This is a genomic window from Fibrobacter sp. UWB1 (genome assembly GCF_002210325.1).
In the GTDB taxonomy this organism is placed as follows: domain Bacteria; phylum Fibrobacterota; class Fibrobacteria; order Fibrobacterales; family Fibrobacteraceae; genus Fibrobacter.
This window is the reverse complement of sequence record NZ_MWQL01000010.1, coordinates 108,555-123,408: the sequence shown is the minus strand read 5'-3', so window position 1 is coordinate 123,408 and position 14,854 is coordinate 108,555. Positions and strand designations below refer to the sequence as shown.

15 protein-coding genes are annotated in these 14,854 nt (G+C 46.5%); all 15 read left to right on the top strand.

Features of this window, described 5'->3' with window-relative positions; all coding sequences use genetic code 11:
• Window positions 1-14: 14 nt before the first annotated feature.
• The 15 genes from tagD to B7988_RS09355 all read left to right on the top strand — a co-directional run bounded on the left by tagD (window position 15) and on the right by B7988_RS09355 (window position 14,835).
• Window positions 15-413 (top strand): glycerol-3-phosphate cytidylyltransferase, encoded by a 399-nt coding sequence (gene tagD / locus B7988_RS09425; protein ID WP_073319545.1) that lies wholly within the window; start codon window positions 15-17, stop codon window positions 411-413.
• Between the two features lie 10 nt (window positions 414-423).
• The gene (locus B7988_RS09420; protein WP_088657690.1) at window positions 424-1,680 is read left to right on the top strand and encodes a CotH kinase family protein; all 1,257 of its coding nucleotides are present in this window, start codon (window positions 424-426) and stop codon (window positions 1,678-1,680) included.
• Window positions 1,681-1,699: 19 nt separating this feature from the next.
• Window positions 1,700-3,145, top strand: coding sequence for a lipopolysaccharide biosynthesis protein (locus tag B7988_RS09415; RefSeq protein ID WP_088657701.1), 1,446 nt, complete (start codon window positions 1,700-1,702; stop codon window positions 3,143-3,145).
• A 10-nt stretch (window positions 3,146-3,155) separates the two neighbouring features.
• Entirely contained in the window at window positions 3,156-4,271 is a 1,116-nt protein-coding gene (locus B7988_RS09410) for a DegT/DnrJ/EryC1/StrS family aminotransferase (protein WP_073319536.1), read from the top strand.
• Window positions 4,272-4,281: 10 nt separating this feature from the next.
• Window positions 4,282-5,277, top strand: coding sequence for an acyltransferase family protein (locus tag B7988_RS09405; protein ID WP_073319533.1), 996 nt, complete (start codon window positions 4,282-4,284; stop codon window positions 5,275-5,277).
• A 13-nt stretch (window positions 5,278-5,290) separates the two neighbouring features.
• Window positions 5,291-6,559: a carbamoyl-phosphate-synthetase gene (locus tag B7988_RS09400; protein WP_088657689.1), complete on the top strand. Its 1,269-nt coding sequence runs from the start codon at window positions 5,291-5,293 to the stop codon at window positions 6,557-6,559.
• 8 nt (window positions 6,560-6,567) lie between these two features.
• Window positions 6,568-7,335, top strand: a complete 768-nt coding sequence (locus B7988_RS09395) for an SDR family oxidoreductase (protein WP_073319529.1) — start codon at window positions 6,568-6,570, stop codon at window positions 7,333-7,335.
• Between the two features lie 4 nt (window positions 7,336-7,339).
• Window positions 7,340-8,482: a glycosyltransferase family 2 protein gene (locus tag B7988_RS09390; RefSeq protein WP_073319526.1), complete on the top strand. Its 1,143-nt coding sequence runs from the start codon at window positions 7,340-7,342 to the stop codon at window positions 8,480-8,482.
• A gap of 125 nt (window positions 8,483-8,607) precedes the next feature.
• Window positions 8,608-9,666, top strand: a complete 1,059-nt coding sequence (locus tag B7988_RS09385) for a histidinol-phosphate transaminase (protein ID WP_073319523.1) — start codon at window positions 8,608-8,610, stop codon at window positions 9,664-9,666.
• Between the two features lie 25 nt (window positions 9,667-9,691).
• The gene (locus tag B7988_RS09380) at window positions 9,692-10,411 is read left to right on the top strand and encodes an IspD/TarI family cytidylyltransferase (protein ID WP_073319520.1); all 720 of its coding nucleotides are present in this window, start codon (window positions 9,692-9,694) and stop codon (window positions 10,409-10,411) included.
• 13 nt (window positions 10,412-10,424) lie between these two features.
• Window positions 10,425-10,859 carry a ribose 5-phosphate isomerase B gene (gene rpiB / locus B7988_RS09375; protein WP_073319517.1) on the top strand — a complete coding sequence of 145 codons (435 nt, stop codon included), beginning with the start codon at window positions 10,425-10,427 and terminating at the stop codon, window positions 10,857-10,859.
• A gap of 2 nt (window positions 10,860-10,861) precedes the next feature.
• The gene (locus B7988_RS09370) at window positions 10,862-11,677 is read left to right on the top strand and encodes an SMP-30/gluconolactonase/LRE family protein (RefSeq protein ID WP_073319514.1); all 816 of its coding nucleotides are present in this window, start codon (window positions 10,862-10,864) and stop codon (window positions 11,675-11,677) included.
• Window positions 11,678-11,712: 35 nt separating this feature from the next.
• A complete protein-coding gene (locus B7988_RS09365; protein WP_073319512.1) occupies window positions 11,713-12,636 on the top strand; it encodes a LicD family protein in 924 nt (307 codons plus the stop codon).
• Between the two features lie 14 nt (window positions 12,637-12,650).
• Complete coding sequence (locus B7988_RS09360) at window positions 12,651-13,814, top strand: aminotransferase class I/II-fold pyridoxal phosphate-dependent enzyme (protein WP_073319510.1); 1,164 nt, start codon at window positions 12,651-12,653, stop codon at window positions 13,812-13,814.
• A gap of 16 nt (window positions 13,815-13,830) precedes the next feature.
• Window positions 13,831-14,835, top strand: coding sequence for a glycosyltransferase family 2 protein (locus tag B7988_RS09355; protein ID WP_088657688.1), 1,005 nt, complete (start codon window positions 13,831-13,833; stop codon window positions 14,833-14,835).
• Window positions 14,836-14,854 lie beyond the last annotated feature (19 nt).

Genomic DNA, 14,854 nt, shown 5'->3' with positions numbered 1-14,854 from the left:
TATTAGGGTTCATCATGAAGAAGATAATCACATACGGTACTTTTGATCTTTTACATTACGGCCATATTAACCTTCTGAAGCGCGCCAAGGCTTTAGGCGATTATCTTATTGTAGCCCTTTCCACTGACGAATTCAACTGGAACCAAAAACAGAAAAAATGCTACTTCAGCTACGAGAAGCGTAAGCAGCTCCTGGAAGCCGTGCGCTACGTGGACCTCGTGATTCCCGAAGAAAGCTGGGACCAGAAGAAAACGGACGTCAAGGAATACCACGTAGATACTTTTGTGATGGGCGATGACTGGAAAGGAAAATTCGATTTCCTTAAAGATTCCTGCGAGGTGGTTTATTTGCCCCGCACGCCGGAAATCAGCACGACCCAAATCAAAAAAGATCTGGAAACTTTAAAGAAATAGTAGACTTACAATGAAGCGTCCATCCCCGAAGCTTCTATTGTTTTTCGTTCTTCTTTTTTTAGCATTTATTGTCAATTCTTGCGGTACCTGGGGCGAAAATTCATCGCAGGCCGCCGATTCGGCGTATTTACCGCTGGACGATTCAGAATATCCTTACGCAGGATTGCCGCGCCTGGTGATTGAAACAGAGAATTTTAGGCAAATTAACAACAAAGAGACGAAAGTCCCGGCACGACTGCAGTTCTATGGCGAGAACAAGCCTTCTAGCGAAATTCTGGACCTCACGATTAAGGGGCGGGGCAATTCCAGTTTTGTCATGACCAAATACGGCTACAAGATCAAACTTGCCGAAAAAGAGTCCATGCTCGGAATGCCCAAGGACAAGGAATGGGACTTGATTTCCAACTTTCGAGACAGATCCATATTGCGCAACTACATCACCTACCAGCTTGCGGGAATCCTCGGCGACGAATACTTTCCGAAGGGCAAGTTCATAGAGCTATACCTGAACCGGCAATACCTGGGAATCTACCTTCTGGTCGAACACGTCAAGGTTTCCAAGAGCCGCGTCGACATTCCCAAAAGCGATTCCAGCTTTCTTTTCGAAAAGACCTCGGCCACCACGACAGACGGAGCCCTGTTCACATCCGGTCTCGGCTACATTTTCAAGTTCCGCCAGCCCAAGGAACCAAGCGAAGAATCCAGGGCCCTTCTCGAAAACCACATTGACGATTTCGAGAATTTTCTGCAATCCAAAAACATTTATAAACTTGACCTCATCGGGAATTGGATTGACATCGATGACTTTGTAAGGTATTACTGGATTCAGGAGTTCACGAAGAATATCGATGGTCACAGGCGAAGCATTTTTATTACCTGGGAAACGGACAGCGTCCTGAAAATGGGCCCCGTATGGGACTTTGACCTAGGCTACGGAAATTCATTAGACGTTAAAAGCGGACCCGAGGGGTGGCTGATTCGCAAGTACGGATGGAACCGCTATCTGTTCAAGAACAAGGATTACGAGGCTCGTATAAGGGAATACTGGAAAAAGAACCGCTCCGCATTTGTCGCGACCTTGGATTCTATTGACTCCATGTCCGAAAAACTGGCAAAGGCGTCGCCAAACGAGTTCAAGAAATGGCCCGTTCTGAAAAACGACTCCAGGTGGCCCTTCCATGAAAAATTTGACAGCTACCAAGACGCCGTAAACGCTCTAAAATCCTGGATTGAAGCGCGAATCCAGTGGATTGACGAGAACATATAATTCTATATTTGGAACCGAAATGTCTTTGAAGCAAAAAACTTTCAAAGGCGTCATTTGGAGTGCTGTAGAAAGATTTTCTACCCAGGGCGTACAGTTCCTGTTCGGTATTCTTTTAGCTAGACTTTTGACGCCTAATGACTACGGCATGATCGCCATGCTCACCATCTTTATGGCGGTGAGCCAGACTTTCATTGACAGCGGTTTTGGAAACGCGCTCATTCGAAAGCCGGATCGCAACGAAGCCGACAAGGCTACCGTATTCTTCTTCAATATTTTTATGGCGGCGGCCTGCTATGGCGTAATTTTCTTGGGCACGCCTTTTGTGGCAAAATTCTACAACATGCCACAACTTTCGGACATTCTGAGGATTCTCGCCATCAACCTGATTATTCAGGCCTTCGGATCAATTCAGCGATTGAATCTGACCATTGACCTGAATTTTAAAACGCTGGCAAAGGTTTCCCTGATTGGAGCCATCGTGGGCGGAACGGCTGGACTTACCTGCGCATACAATGGACTTGGGGTATGGTCCCTTGTAGTCCAGCAAATGGTTACCACTTCTACGAGAGTGGTTCTGTTCTGGACTCTTGTTCACTGGCGTCCCAAGACATTTTTCAACAAGACGTCTTTCAAGAACATGTTCGGTTTCGGGTCCAAACTTTTGATTTCCGGTTTGCTGAACACCCTGTACGAAAACGTCTACGACCTGATTATCGGTAAAGTCTTTTCGGCAGGCACCCTTGGTAACTACAGCAGGGCATCCCATTTCGCCAATTTCCCGTCAAGCAACATTAACGGTATTTTCCAGAGAGTCACGTTCCCCGTTCTAAGCAAAATCCAGAACGACCATGACAAACTGAGAGTCGGATACCTGAAGTTCCTCAACATGGCCACCCTGGTCGTATTCCCGCTGATGATCGGTCTTTCGGCTCTTGCAAAGCCGTTCATTCTCCTGGTTCTTACAGATAAATGGGTTGACGCCATCTTGATTTTGCAGATCATCTGCTTTGCCCAAATGTGGTACCCGGTGCATTCCATCAACCTGAACATGCTGCAGGTTTTGGGGCGCTCCGACTTGTTCCTGAAGCTGGAAATCATCAAGAAAATTGAAGGTATAACAGTACTCTGCATAACTCTTCCCCACGGCATTATCGCCATGTGTTTTGGCCAATGGTTCAACGCCTGTTTTGGACTAGTTATAAACACATACTATTCTGGAAAACTACTAAATGCCGGACTTTTACCCCAACTCAAAATGTACATTCCCACCATTTTGAATTCCCTAATCATGGGAGCAATTTGCTTAGGCGTCACCAAGCTTCTCCCCGAAAAGGAATATGGCATTCAGTTGATCCTTGGAATAACCGCTGGCGCCACCTACTATTTGGTCAGTAACTGGATATTTAACAGATCTACCGTCAAAGAACTTCTAGAATTATTAAACAGAAAGAAAAAAAAATTGTAAATTAACTACCATGAGCGAAAACAAGAAGATTACAGTCACGTCACCACTACTTCCGAAATTGGAAGACTTTATCCCGATGCTACAGGATATTTGGGACAGAAAGTGGCTGACGAACAACGGATTCTACCACGAAATGCTTGAGAAAGCTCTTGCCGAATATCTGGGAGTCCAATACATCAGTCTGTTTACCAACGGAACGCTCCCCCTGATTACGGCCCTGCAGGCCATGCGAATTTCGGGCGAAGTGATCACGACTCCGTACAGCTTTGTCGCGACCACCCATTCTATCTGGTGGAACGGCCTCAAGCCCGTCTTTGTCGACGTGGACGAAACAACCGGCAACATTGACCCTGAAAAAATCGAGGCCGCCATCACGCCACACACGACGGCGATCATGCCCGTGCATGTCTACGGCACGCCCTGCAACATGAAACGCATCCAAGAAATTGCAGACATCTATGGCCTGAAGATTATCTACGACGCGGCCCACGCCTTCGGCGTCAAGAAGGACGGCGAATCGGTCCTGAAGGCCGGCGACATGAGCACCCTCAGCTTCCACGCCACTAAGGTATACAACACTATCGAGGGCGGCGCCCTCGTCTGCCACGACGAGGCAACAAAGAAACGTATTGATTATCTCAAGAATTTTGGTTTTGCTGGAGAAACAACCGTCGTAGCACCCGGCATCAATAGCAAGATGGATGAGATCCGTTCCGCCTACGGCCTGTTAAACCTGAAACAGGTGGACGACGCCATCGCTAAGCGCAAGGCCACCGCCGAGAAGTACCGCGAAGCCCTCAAGGACGTCCCCGGTGTACGCTGCCTGCAGGATATCGAGGGAGTGCGCCACAACTACGCCTACTTCCCGATCTTTATCAGTGAAGAATATGGTTTGAGCCGAGACGCTCTTTATGAAAAATTGAAAGAACACAACGTCTACGGCCGTCGCTACTTCTACCCGCTCATCAGCACGTTCAGCGCCTACAAGGGATTGGAATCGGCCGACCCCAAAAATCTCCCTGTCGCACACAAGCTCGCAGACCAGGTATTGTGCCTGCCGATGTTTGCTGGAGTGAGCGACACTGATGCCGAACGAGTGGTCGACATAATCGTCAACAAAGGATAACCATTAGCAAATGGAACAATCTATCAAACGGCTTAATTTTATTGACATTGCCAAGGGTATAGGAATTATCCTTGTTGTGTTAGGGCACTGCCTTGCATACGAATGTCATAACAAGCTATTTATGATGATTTATTCGTTCCATATGCCACTTTTCTTTTTCCTGTCAGGCTTTTTATTCAAAAGCAAAGACTATGCAGCTTATCTCTCGGGAAAAGTAAAAACATTGCTATTCCCAATGATATTCTTTCAAGCACTGAATGTCATTTCCTATGGAATTCTTTTCATATTGGGATTAGAAACGTTCCACGACACAATTGCCTTTGGTGGCTTTTGGTTTTTGGGAACATTGCTATACGTATCATGTCTTTACTACATGCTATCGGAAAAAATATTTTCTAATTCCAAACGACGCGGCATCATTATTTTAACAAACGCATTAATCGCAATGGTCTTTGGCCTTATCTACGCAAAAAATGTCAGCGACCAGCCAAACCAGTTAATCGCGACCTCATTCGTTGCATTCTCATTTTACGCTTTAGGACATGTCTGTAATACGAATCAAAGCCTACAGAATCTTGCGTTACGCGACTCCAAACTGATGCGAGTTTTCGCAACCATCGGATCCATAGCCTTGTTCGTTCTGTTAGCATATCTCACAAGCTTTACTAGCAGAAACGTCGACATGAACACGAGCAGATACGGAAACAGCTTGTTTTTTATTTTAAACGCACTTGTCGGAATCAGCGCCGCATTTTTGGCCAGCGTGGCCATTTCCAAAAATCGCATCCTTGAGTTTTTTGGCAAAAATTCACTAATGATATTTCTGCTTCATATTCCATTGTGGAAAACATTTGACTTTATCATGAAAAATCACTTCAGCATGCTGAGTGTTAGTTGCAGAATTTTTTGCGTATTCCTTACAAGCATAACTATTTCAACCATACTTGCCATCATCATAAACAGGCATTTTACGTGGTTAAAAGGCCAAATAAATTTCAACAAATAAAAAGATAAGACACATGAATACAAAAGGGAAAAAACTTCTTATTCTTGGAGCAAACCCGGAAACCGCCAATATTGTCAAAGTGGCCCAGGAAATGGGAGTCACAACCATCGTAACCGATTACGATCCGCAGGCTCCTGCCAAGAAAGTTTCCAATATCAGCTACAACATCGATGCCATGGACGTCGACGCCCTTTACGATATGGCTATCCGCGAGAAAGTGGACGGAGTGCTTGTCGGTGTAGCAGACCCATTGATTGCGCCTTACCAGAAGCTTTGCGCCCGCCTTGGAGTCCCTTGCTACGGCAACGAGGAAACAGTCAAGGCGTTTACAAACAAGCGCCATTTCAAGGAAACCTGCAAGAAATTCGGCATCGAAGGCATCCCCGAATATTCCATTGACGATAAGGACGCGGTCAAGTTTCCGGTGATTGTCAAGCCTGCCGACAGCAATTCCGGTAAGGGAATCACACTTTGCCGCAACCGTGAGGAATTGGACAGTGCCATAGAACGCGCCCAAAAGGAATCCCGAACGCAGACCGTCCTGATTGAACGTTACATGAAATGCGACGACCTGAGCATCTACTACACCATTGTCGATGGCCAAGTTTACCTTTCGAGCCTTTCGGACCGCTACACTTTGCGCACGAATACCAGCGCCACCCCCATTTGCGTAGGCGATGTTTTCGTTTCCAAGTACTACGATGAATTTGTAAGGAACGAACATCCCAAATATGTGAAGATGTTCAACGAACTGGGTTTGAAAAACGGTGTGCTTTATGTTTCCGCCTTCTGCGAAGACGGCCACTTCTATGTTTACGATCCCGGTTTCCGCCTCCAAGGCGGCGGTTTCCACTTAATCCTCAAATACATGAACGGCTTTGACCAGCGCAAAATGCTGGTGAATTTCGCCCTCACCGGATCCATGGACTACGCAGAAACCACCGGCGGAAACTTTGACGAAAAGAACGACGCGAATATGCATGGTAAAAGCGCCGCGGTCGTATGGTTCCTATTGAAGAACGGAAAAATTGCCGACATCAAGGGACTGGACTTTGTCAAGAATCATCCCTCCGTCGATTTCGTTATTGACCGTTTTAACATCGGCGACGAAATCACCCCGAACATGCTAGGCACAGAACGCCAGGTATTCCTGCGCATCTTTATGCACTGCGATAGCAAAACGCAGCTTGCGACAATTCTCAAGGATTTCCAAAGCCATTTGACCGTGACCGACGAAAAGGGCGAAAGCTTGATTCTACCGTCTTTACTGAACGTCTTGTAGGAGGAACCATGGAAATTTCACTGAGCAAAAAAGTCATTGCCATTTCGGGCGGCACAAAAGGCGTTGGCAAGCAACTGGCTCTGCAATGCGCCGCTAACGGTGCACATGTAGTCATTTCCGGCCGCGACGAATCAAGCGCCGCAAGCATTGTGAATGCAGCCAAGGACGCCCCCGGCTCCATCGAATTCAAAAAGACGGACTTGCACAACGTCAGTTCCATCCGCGAACTCTTTGCCTTCGTCGCGAAGAAGTACAACAAACTAGACGGTTTCGTGAACTACGCCGGCATCACTCCAGCCGCATCCCTTACAGAATGTTCCGAAAGCCTTTTTGACGATGTCTTTGACATTGATATCAAGGCGGCCTTTTTCTGCTGCCAGGAAGCAGTAAAGCTTATGCAGAAATCAGGCGGCGGCTCCATTATCTTAGTCGGCTCCACGCACCACACCAGAGGCAACAAGGACCGTACCGCTTACGCCTGCGCCAAGGGAGCCCTCTACACACTATCCAACCACATCGGCAAGCACTACGCCGAAGACAAGATTCGCTGCAATTACCTCGTCATGGGCTGGACGCCCACCGATGGCGAACTCGCTTTACGAAAGTCCCAGGGCATGTCCGAACAGGAACTACGCAAAGAAGCAGCAAAGGCAATTCCCATGGGCAGAATGACAGAGGCGTCAGACATTGTTCCCGCCATGGTCTATTTGCTCAGCGATATATCCTCTATGGTAACAGCCACCGAATTCAAAGTCAACGGTGGAGAACTGATCTAATCTCATGGCTACTGTAAGCATCATTGTTCCCATCTATAATGTTGAAGCGGAATTACGCAAATGCGTTTCCAGTATTTTAGCACAAACCTACAAAGACATTGAGGTCATTCTTGTAGATGACGGCTCCCCCGACAACTGCGGAGCAATCTGCGACGAATTTGCCTGCAAAGACGCCCGCATCGTGGTCATCCACAAAGAAAACGGAGGCCTAGTCAATGCGCGCAAAAGCGGTCTTGAAAGATCAACGGGCCGGTTCATTTCTTACGTCGATGGTGACGACTGGATTGAAGAAGATTTTATCCAAAACCTCATCGATTGCCAACAGAAATACAACGTTGATATTGTAGCGGCTGGTTTTTCTAAAGACATCGGGGACATATCCGACGAGCACGCCAATGTAATTCCTTCTGGTCTTTACGACAAACAAAGAATGATTGCCGAAGTATATCCAAGAATGATTTGCGCAGGTCCCTACTTCTATTTCGGCGTCTGTTCCTATGTTTGGAATAAATTATTCAAAAAAGAATTGCTTTACGATTGCCAAATGGCAGTAGACCCACGCATTTCCATTGGCGAAGACACCTCCGTCGTTTATTCCGTATTGCTCAAGTCTAATTCGCTCTACATTAGCGATAACGCTAGCTACCATTACTATCAAAAAGCTTTCTCTATGCTGAAAAGCATGGGTTCCCTAGAAAAAGAAAAAGAGAAAATCGGTTGGTTAAATAATTATCTAGTAAATTCCTTGAAGGACACTCCCTCAGAATACAATTTGACGGGACAAATAGAGCGCTACATCGACAGCCTAAGGATTATTCGCTACGGAGAAACCAAAGACCCTTCACAGAATCGCTTTTTCAATGTGGATTCCGCAACTCGTGTGGCCATTTTCAACAGCGGAATCGTAGGCCAAAACATATATTCCATCTACACGACCAAGAAAATAGCCCCCATCACAGGATGGTTCGACAAGGACGCCGTCTTTTACCAAGCCCATGGTTTAAACGTAAAAGACTTCGACGAAATTCCAAACACAGAATTTGACAAGATCATCATTGCAAATCTTGATGAGAAAAGCATTCTGAGCGCTCTGAAAATCCTTGAAAAATTCAAAATCGACCCGCATAAAATAATTACCCTGCTGTAAGAACATTGCGTACTCGCCAAGGGTTTCAAACAGCCCTATTTTGCAATGGCGGAAGGCATACTGCCAGCCGTAAAAAAACTATATTTAAGCAAAGAATTTATAAACTACCTTCAACGGGAAGCACCATGTACTACGTAAATCCCATTATCAAGAGTTTTTTCCGCACAAACCAACCCGAAGGCCGCGGTAAATACGTAAGACTTGACCAAAACGAAAATCCGGACGGAATTCCACAATGGCTCTTTGACAAAGCTATGGCAAAAGTCACGCCGGAATATCTTTCCATCTATCCGGAAGAATCCAAGCTCACAGCTGAATACGCCAAGGTCATCGGTCTCAAAGAAGAAAACATCGCACTCACCGACGGAAGCGTCGTTGCGATGGGCTACGTTATCAAGGTATTTGGTGAACCCGGCAAAGACCTCATTTGCGTCACCCCGACATTCGGCATGTACAAAGTCTATGCCGACATGCAAGGCATGAACACGAAGTTTGTACACTACGAAAAAGATTATACGTTCAATATCGAAAAGCTTCTCGTCGAAATCAACGAGAGCACAAGCCTTGTCTCTCTCGTGAATCCGAACATGCCTATCGGCAACGCCTACACCATGGACGAAATCCGCAAGGTGCTCGACAAGGCCAAGGAAAGCAATGCGCTTGTCATCGTTGACGAAGCCTATTATCTTTTCCACAAAGAAACGGCGCTTCCGCTCCTAAAGGAATACGACAACCTCGTCATTCTCCGTACGTTCTCCAAGATGCTTTCGATGCCGGGACTCCGCATCGGTGTTGTGATTTCGAGCGCAGAGAATGCCCAGTACATCCGCAATTACAAGCCGCACTACACGGTGAACGCGGTAGCACTTGCTGTTGCCGAAGAAATGGTTGCGAACTATGACCGCGTCGTGAAAGAACTCACCGACAAATTCGAAGCGGGCAAAGCTTACCTGCTCAATGCGCTAAAGGAAACCGACTACTCCTTCATTCCAACCGAAGGCTGCTTTATCTGCATCACGCCAAAGCACAAGACCGCAGAATACATCACCGACGAACTCAAGAATCGCGGAATACTTATCTTCTGCGGCAAGGGTGATTCCGCCGGATTCCTGCGCGTCACCATCTGGGACAAAAAATATATGGAAATGTTCATGAAAGAACTTGTGGACATTGACGTAGCCTAATTCAATAGCGAGAACAGGATTTTCAATGAAGCATGTAGCAATTATTCTGGCAGGTGGTTCCGGAACCCGGATGGGGGGAGCCATGCCCAAGCAATTTCTCTCTTTGATGGACAAGCCAGTCATTGTTTACACGTTGGAAAATTTCCAGCGGAACGAGAACATCGATGAAATTCTCGTCGTTTGCATAAAGGACTGGATTGAACACCTTAAAGAAATTTTAGATGAATTCAAAATTCCCAAGGTAAAATGGATTGTTGAAGGTGGCGCGACCGGTCACGATTCTTCCCGCAATGGCATTTTCTTTTTGAAGGACAAACTGGAAGATGGAGACCAGGTAATTATTCACGATGCAGCCCGCCCCATTCTGCCCCAGCAAGCCATCAACGAGATGTTAAAAGTCTCACACGAAAAAGGAAACGCATCTCTCGCTATTCCCTGCTACGAAACGGTGCTGTTTACCGAAGACGGTGGCAAAAGCGGACTCAAAGAATTGGATCGTAGTTCCATTATGCGTGTACAGACCCCGCAAGCTTACAACTACAAGTTAATCCGATCCATGTACGAAAAAGCCGAAGCCGAAGACAAACACGATTTTATTTATGCAGACCTTGTTTGCACCTATTATGGTGAACGCATTTATTTTTCCAAAGGCTTTACGAACAACATCAAGATTACCCGCAAAGAAGACATTCCTCTTTGTAAGGCTTTGATGAAGTTTAGTGACGAAGAGCTGTTCAATTCCTAACCAAAGGATTCATATGATCAAGAAAATTGCAATTGGCGCAGACCACGCTGGAGTGGAATACAAGCAGCCCCTTATCCAATATTTAGAATCCAAAGGCTATGAAATTGTAAACGTTGGCACTGATACCACAGACGCCGTCGATTACCCCATCTACGCCAAGAAAGTTTGCGAAGAAGTCACAAGCGGACGAGTCGATACAGGCATTCTCATCTGCGGTACCGGAATCGGCATGAGCATGATGGCAAACAAGCAGAAGGGCATCCGCGCAGCTGTTTGCGGAGACACTAAATCAGCCGAATTCACCAGGCTCCACAACGATGCAAACGTTCTCTGCATGGGCGCACGCATTATCAATTTTGACCTCTGCAAGCAAATTACAGACATCTATCTTGCAACCGACTTCATGGGCGGCAAGCACAAAGTGCGCATCGACATGTTCGAAGATTAATCATGGCAGCCGACAACTTTCCAAAGCTTGTATTTTACGCGCAATCAACACTGCTCGAAGGTCCCTCCTTCAGCAAGGACTTAAACCTGATTCTGTGCGTTTCTATTGAGCAGGAACGCCTATTTCTCATTAATCCGGACGAGCAAACTGTAAAGACATTCAAGACCCGCGGACAAGTTGGTTTCGCCGTTTTCGGTGGTAACGACCATATTATCTACGCCGCTTACGAGGGCGTATTTCGCCTGAATATTTCTACAGGCAAAGAAACATTCCTCTACCATCTGATTAGCGATCCGCAAATTCGCTACAACGACGGAAAATGGGATCCGAAAGGCAGACTCCTCTTGGGAACGACCGGCTACAAGTGTTTCAAGGAAAAGCAGAACGCGCTCTACAGCCATGACGGGCACACCGCCAAGGTTCTGGTAAGCGGCACCAGCATTTCCAACGGCATCGGATTTTACAAGAACTACATGTTCTTCATTGACACCCCGACGCGCAAAGTGGGCCGTTACCTCTATGACGAAAACGGAAACGCCACCTTCGACAAATACATCGTATCCATAGAAGGAGCAGGCGTCCCCGACGGCATGGATATCGACGACCAAGGCAACCTCTACGTTGCCATTTGGGGTGGTTCACGCATCGAGAAGTACAACCAGGAAGGACAAAAAGTCGGGGAACTCGCAATCCCTGCCCTCAACGTCACCTCCGTATGTATCGCCGGCGACAAACTCTACATCACGACCGCAATGCACGACGACGGAACCGCAAGCGAACCGATGGCCGGCGGGCTTTTTGTTGCTGACAAATTCTAACGACTTTTTAAAAGCATTCACAACCGGAACTTCAAATGACTGAAATTGAAAGAATCAAGCAAGAAGGTTGGCTCCCGGAAAACTTCTGGAACGAAGAAATCCGAGACGAATATCTGGTATCTGCCGAGATGAAAAAAGTCTGGGCCATCGAAATGGACTTGTATCGCGAAGTGACCCGGGTTCTGAACAAGTTCAACCTGCGCTATTTCACCGATGGCGGAACAACGCTGGGCGGTGTTCGCCACAAAGGGTTCATCCCCTGGGATGACGACCTCGACATTTGCGTTCCTCGTGAAGACTACGAAAAGCTGCACCAGTTGGCAAGCGAATTCAAAAGTCCCTATTTTTTGCAATCGACAGTCACGGATCCTGAATACGGCTACTCTTTCATGCGTTTGCGCAACTCCAACACATCCGTGGTGGTAAAGCCATTCACCCATGCAAAGTTTAATCAGGGCATCTACATCGACATCTTCCCACTGGACAACGCCACCATGGAAGATATCGCACCCCGCATGCAGAAAATCGAAAAATTGATTCTCAAGAATTCCGCTTACATGCGCAAGGACTTTCCCGAAAAAAGTGAAAACGACTTGAAAAAGATTAAGGAATTCCTTGACCCGAACATGAAACCGATTGACGTGTGGAACGAAATCAACAAGGAAGCTACGGCCGACAACGATACGGAAACCGGCTACTGGTCAACCATCGTCACCACGATATTCGCGCCCTCCAAGAACATATTCCCTAAAAGTATTTTCGATTCCTACAAGGACATTCCCTTCGAATCCATTTCCATTCGCGTACCCACAGGTTATCATGAACTGATGACCATCTACTACGGCAACTACATGGAATTCCCGCCTGTGGAAAAACGCGGAAACTGGCATTCCATAGAATTCTTTCCAGATATCCCCTACAAGCAACTATATAAAGAGAAATTCGGATTAGAACTATAAACAACATCAGGTTTATGAAAGATTTAAGTGTTAGAACATCACGATTCAGCGATTCGATGATTCGCCAAATGACCCGCATTTCCTTGGACTGCGGGGCAATAAACCTTTCCCAGGGGTTTCCAGACTTTGATCCGCCTAAAGAAATTACCGACCGTTTGAAAACGGTCGCCGACGAAGGCCCCCACCAATACGCAGTCACTTGGGGTGCTCCGAACTTCAGGGAAGCCCTAGCAAAAAAGCAGAGCCATTTTACCGGACAGTATATCGACCCCATGAAAAACGTCGTAGTCACCTGCGGCAGTACAGAGGCCATGGTGGCAGCCATGATGGCCGTGACAAACCCAGGCGACAAGGTCGTGCTGTTCTCCCCCTTCTTTGAGAACTACATCGCAGATACCATTCTCTGCGGTACAGAGCCCATCTATGTACCCCTGATCCCGCCCGACTTCAAGTTCGACGTGGATGCACTTGAAAAAGCCATCAGCACCGAAGGCGTAAAGGCAATCCTCATTTGCAACCCATCGAACCCGAGCGGCAAGGTTTTCACGGAACAGGAACTCCAAGTTATCGCCGACATTGCCATCAAATATGACATCTACGTCATTACCGACGAAGTCTACGAACACATCATCTACGCCCCGCACAAGCATAAGCACATGTCTACCCTGAAGGGCATGGAAGAAAGGACTCTTGTCTGCTCTTCCCTCTCAAAGACCTTCTCCATTACGGGCTGGCGTCTCGGCTACGTCATTTCAAGTGAACGCATCATTGACAGAGTCAAGAAAGTCCACGACTTCTTGACCGTCGGTGCGGCAGCGCCACTTATGGAAGCCACCGTTGTCGGCTTGAACTTTGGCGACGATTACTATATCGGGCTTCAGCAACATTACACCCACATGAAAAATCTTTTCACGCAAGGCCTCAAAGATTTGGGAATAGCATTCACCGACCCTCAAGGCGCTTATTTCGTGCTAGCAGACATAAGTAAATTCGGTTACAAAAGCGATGTTGAGTTCTGCGTGGATCTTGCTCAAAAAATCGGTGTCGGAGCCGTGCCGGCATCCTGTTTTTTCAAAGAAAACGTTCATCATCTCATCCGTCTGCACTTTGCAAAGAAAGACGAAACATTGAATTCCGCGCTAAACAGACTTGAAAAAATAAACACACTGATCAAATAGACATCTTCTTAAAGCCATGCTGAATAAAACTCAAGAAGAAATTACCGTAAAATGGAAAAGTATGGATACCGAACATCCACTGGTATCCATAAAATGTTTGGCCTTCAATCAAGAGAAATACATTGCACAAACTTTAGATGGGTTCCTAATGCAGGAAACCGATTTTCCGTTTGAAGTGATTGTTCATGATGACGCTTCTACAGATAAGACAGCAGACATTCTTCGGGAATATGAAAAGAAATATCCGCTTATCGTAAAGCCCGTTTACCAAACGGAAAATCAATACAGCAAGCGAGATGGTTCCCTTACCCGAGCATCCAACGCTCCTTTGAAAGGCAAATATGTTGCCACTTGTGAAGGCGATGACTACTGGACTAACCCGCACAAGTTGCAAATGCAGGCCGATTTTCTCGAAAGTCATGATGACTATTTTGCCATTGGCCACAATGTGCGAATCGTTGATGACAATGGGAACGCCATGACTCAGGATAATCCCATATGGCGAAAATGGTTCGACACATACACCAATATGGAAGACAGGGATTATTCCATTCATGATCTTGAAGAGGGAATCATGTTTGGTCAAACCTGTACCCGCATGTATAGAAATATCGTTCAAAAAATGGACGCCGATTTAGAGAAAAAATACTTTGCAATGGATTACACCAACGGAGACGTTTTAATTTCGCTCCTTTGTTTTTGTAAAGGTAAGGTTCGATGTTCGTCGTTGGTGGCTGCGGACCATCGCAAATCTATAATCAACGACAGTTGGACGGCCAAGACATTTAAAAAGAACATGACTCGCAGGGACATCTTATCTTTGCTGGAACAAGAAGATTTCGCCAACAGTTTCGGCATCTATCCCGACTTTACAGACCAGCAATACAGGCACGTACGCAGATCTTTTCTACATTTCAAGCAAAGCAAAAGTTGGTCTGATTTTTCCATATTTATCGGCAATTTGCGAATAATAAGACACAAGATCAAATTTTTCAAGAGACTTCTCAGGCTCGTCAAGTAGCCCTTTCGAAAGAGGTTTC

Excerpts from the sequence above, each read along its gene's own strand:
- B7988_RS09365 (WP_073319512.1), top strand. The coding sequence starts at position 11,713 with ATGACTGAAATTGAAAGAATCAAGCAAGAAGGTTGGCTCCCGGAAAAC.
- B7988_RS09410 (WP_073319536.1), top strand. The coding sequence starts at position 3,156 with ATGAGCGAAAACAAGAAGATTACAGTCACGTCACCACTACTTCCGAAA.
- rpiB (WP_073319517.1), top strand. The coding sequence starts at position 10,425 with ATGATCAAGAAAATTGCAATTGGCGCAGACCACGCTGGAGTGGAATAC.
- B7988_RS09415 (WP_088657701.1), top strand. The coding sequence starts at position 1,700 with ATGTCTTTGAAGCAAAAAACTTTCAAAGGCGTCATTTGGAGTGCTGTA.
- B7988_RS09405 (WP_073319533.1), top strand. The coding sequence starts at position 4,282 with ATGGAACAATCTATCAAACGGCTTAATTTTATTGACATTGCCAAGGGT.
- B7988_RS09400 (WP_088657689.1), top strand. The coding sequence starts at position 5,291 with ATGAATACAAAAGGGAAAAAACTTCTTATTCTTGGAGCAAACCCGGAA.
- B7988_RS09355 (WP_088657688.1), top strand. The coding sequence starts at position 13,831 with ATGCTGAATAAAACTCAAGAAGAAATTACCGTAAAATGGAAAAGTATG.
- B7988_RS09420 (WP_088657690.1), top strand. The coding sequence starts at position 424 with ATGAAGCGTCCATCCCCGAAGCTTCTATTGTTTTTCGTTCTTCTTTTT.
- B7988_RS09370 (WP_073319514.1), top strand. The coding sequence starts at position 10,862 with ATGGCAGCCGACAACTTTCCAAAGCTTGTATTTTACGCGCAATCAACA.
- tagD (WP_073319545.1), top strand. The coding sequence starts at position 15 with ATGAAGAAGATAATCACATACGGTACTTTTGATCTTTTACATTACGGC.
- B7988_RS09390 (WP_073319526.1), top strand. The coding sequence starts at position 7,340 with ATGGCTACTGTAAGCATCATTGTTCCCATCTATAATGTTGAAGCGGAA.
- B7988_RS09395 (WP_073319529.1), top strand. The coding sequence starts at position 6,568 with ATGGAAATTTCACTGAGCAAAAAAGTCATTGCCATTTCGGGCGGCACA.
- B7988_RS09385 (WP_073319523.1), top strand. The coding sequence starts at position 8,608 with ATGTACTACGTAAATCCCATTATCAAGAGTTTTTTCCGCACAAACCAA.
- B7988_RS09360 (WP_073319510.1), top strand. The coding sequence starts at position 12,651 with ATGAAAGATTTAAGTGTTAGAACATCACGATTCAGCGATTCGATGATT.
- B7988_RS09380 (WP_073319520.1), top strand. The coding sequence starts at position 9,692 with ATGAAGCATGTAGCAATTATTCTGGCAGGTGGTTCCGGAACCCGGATG.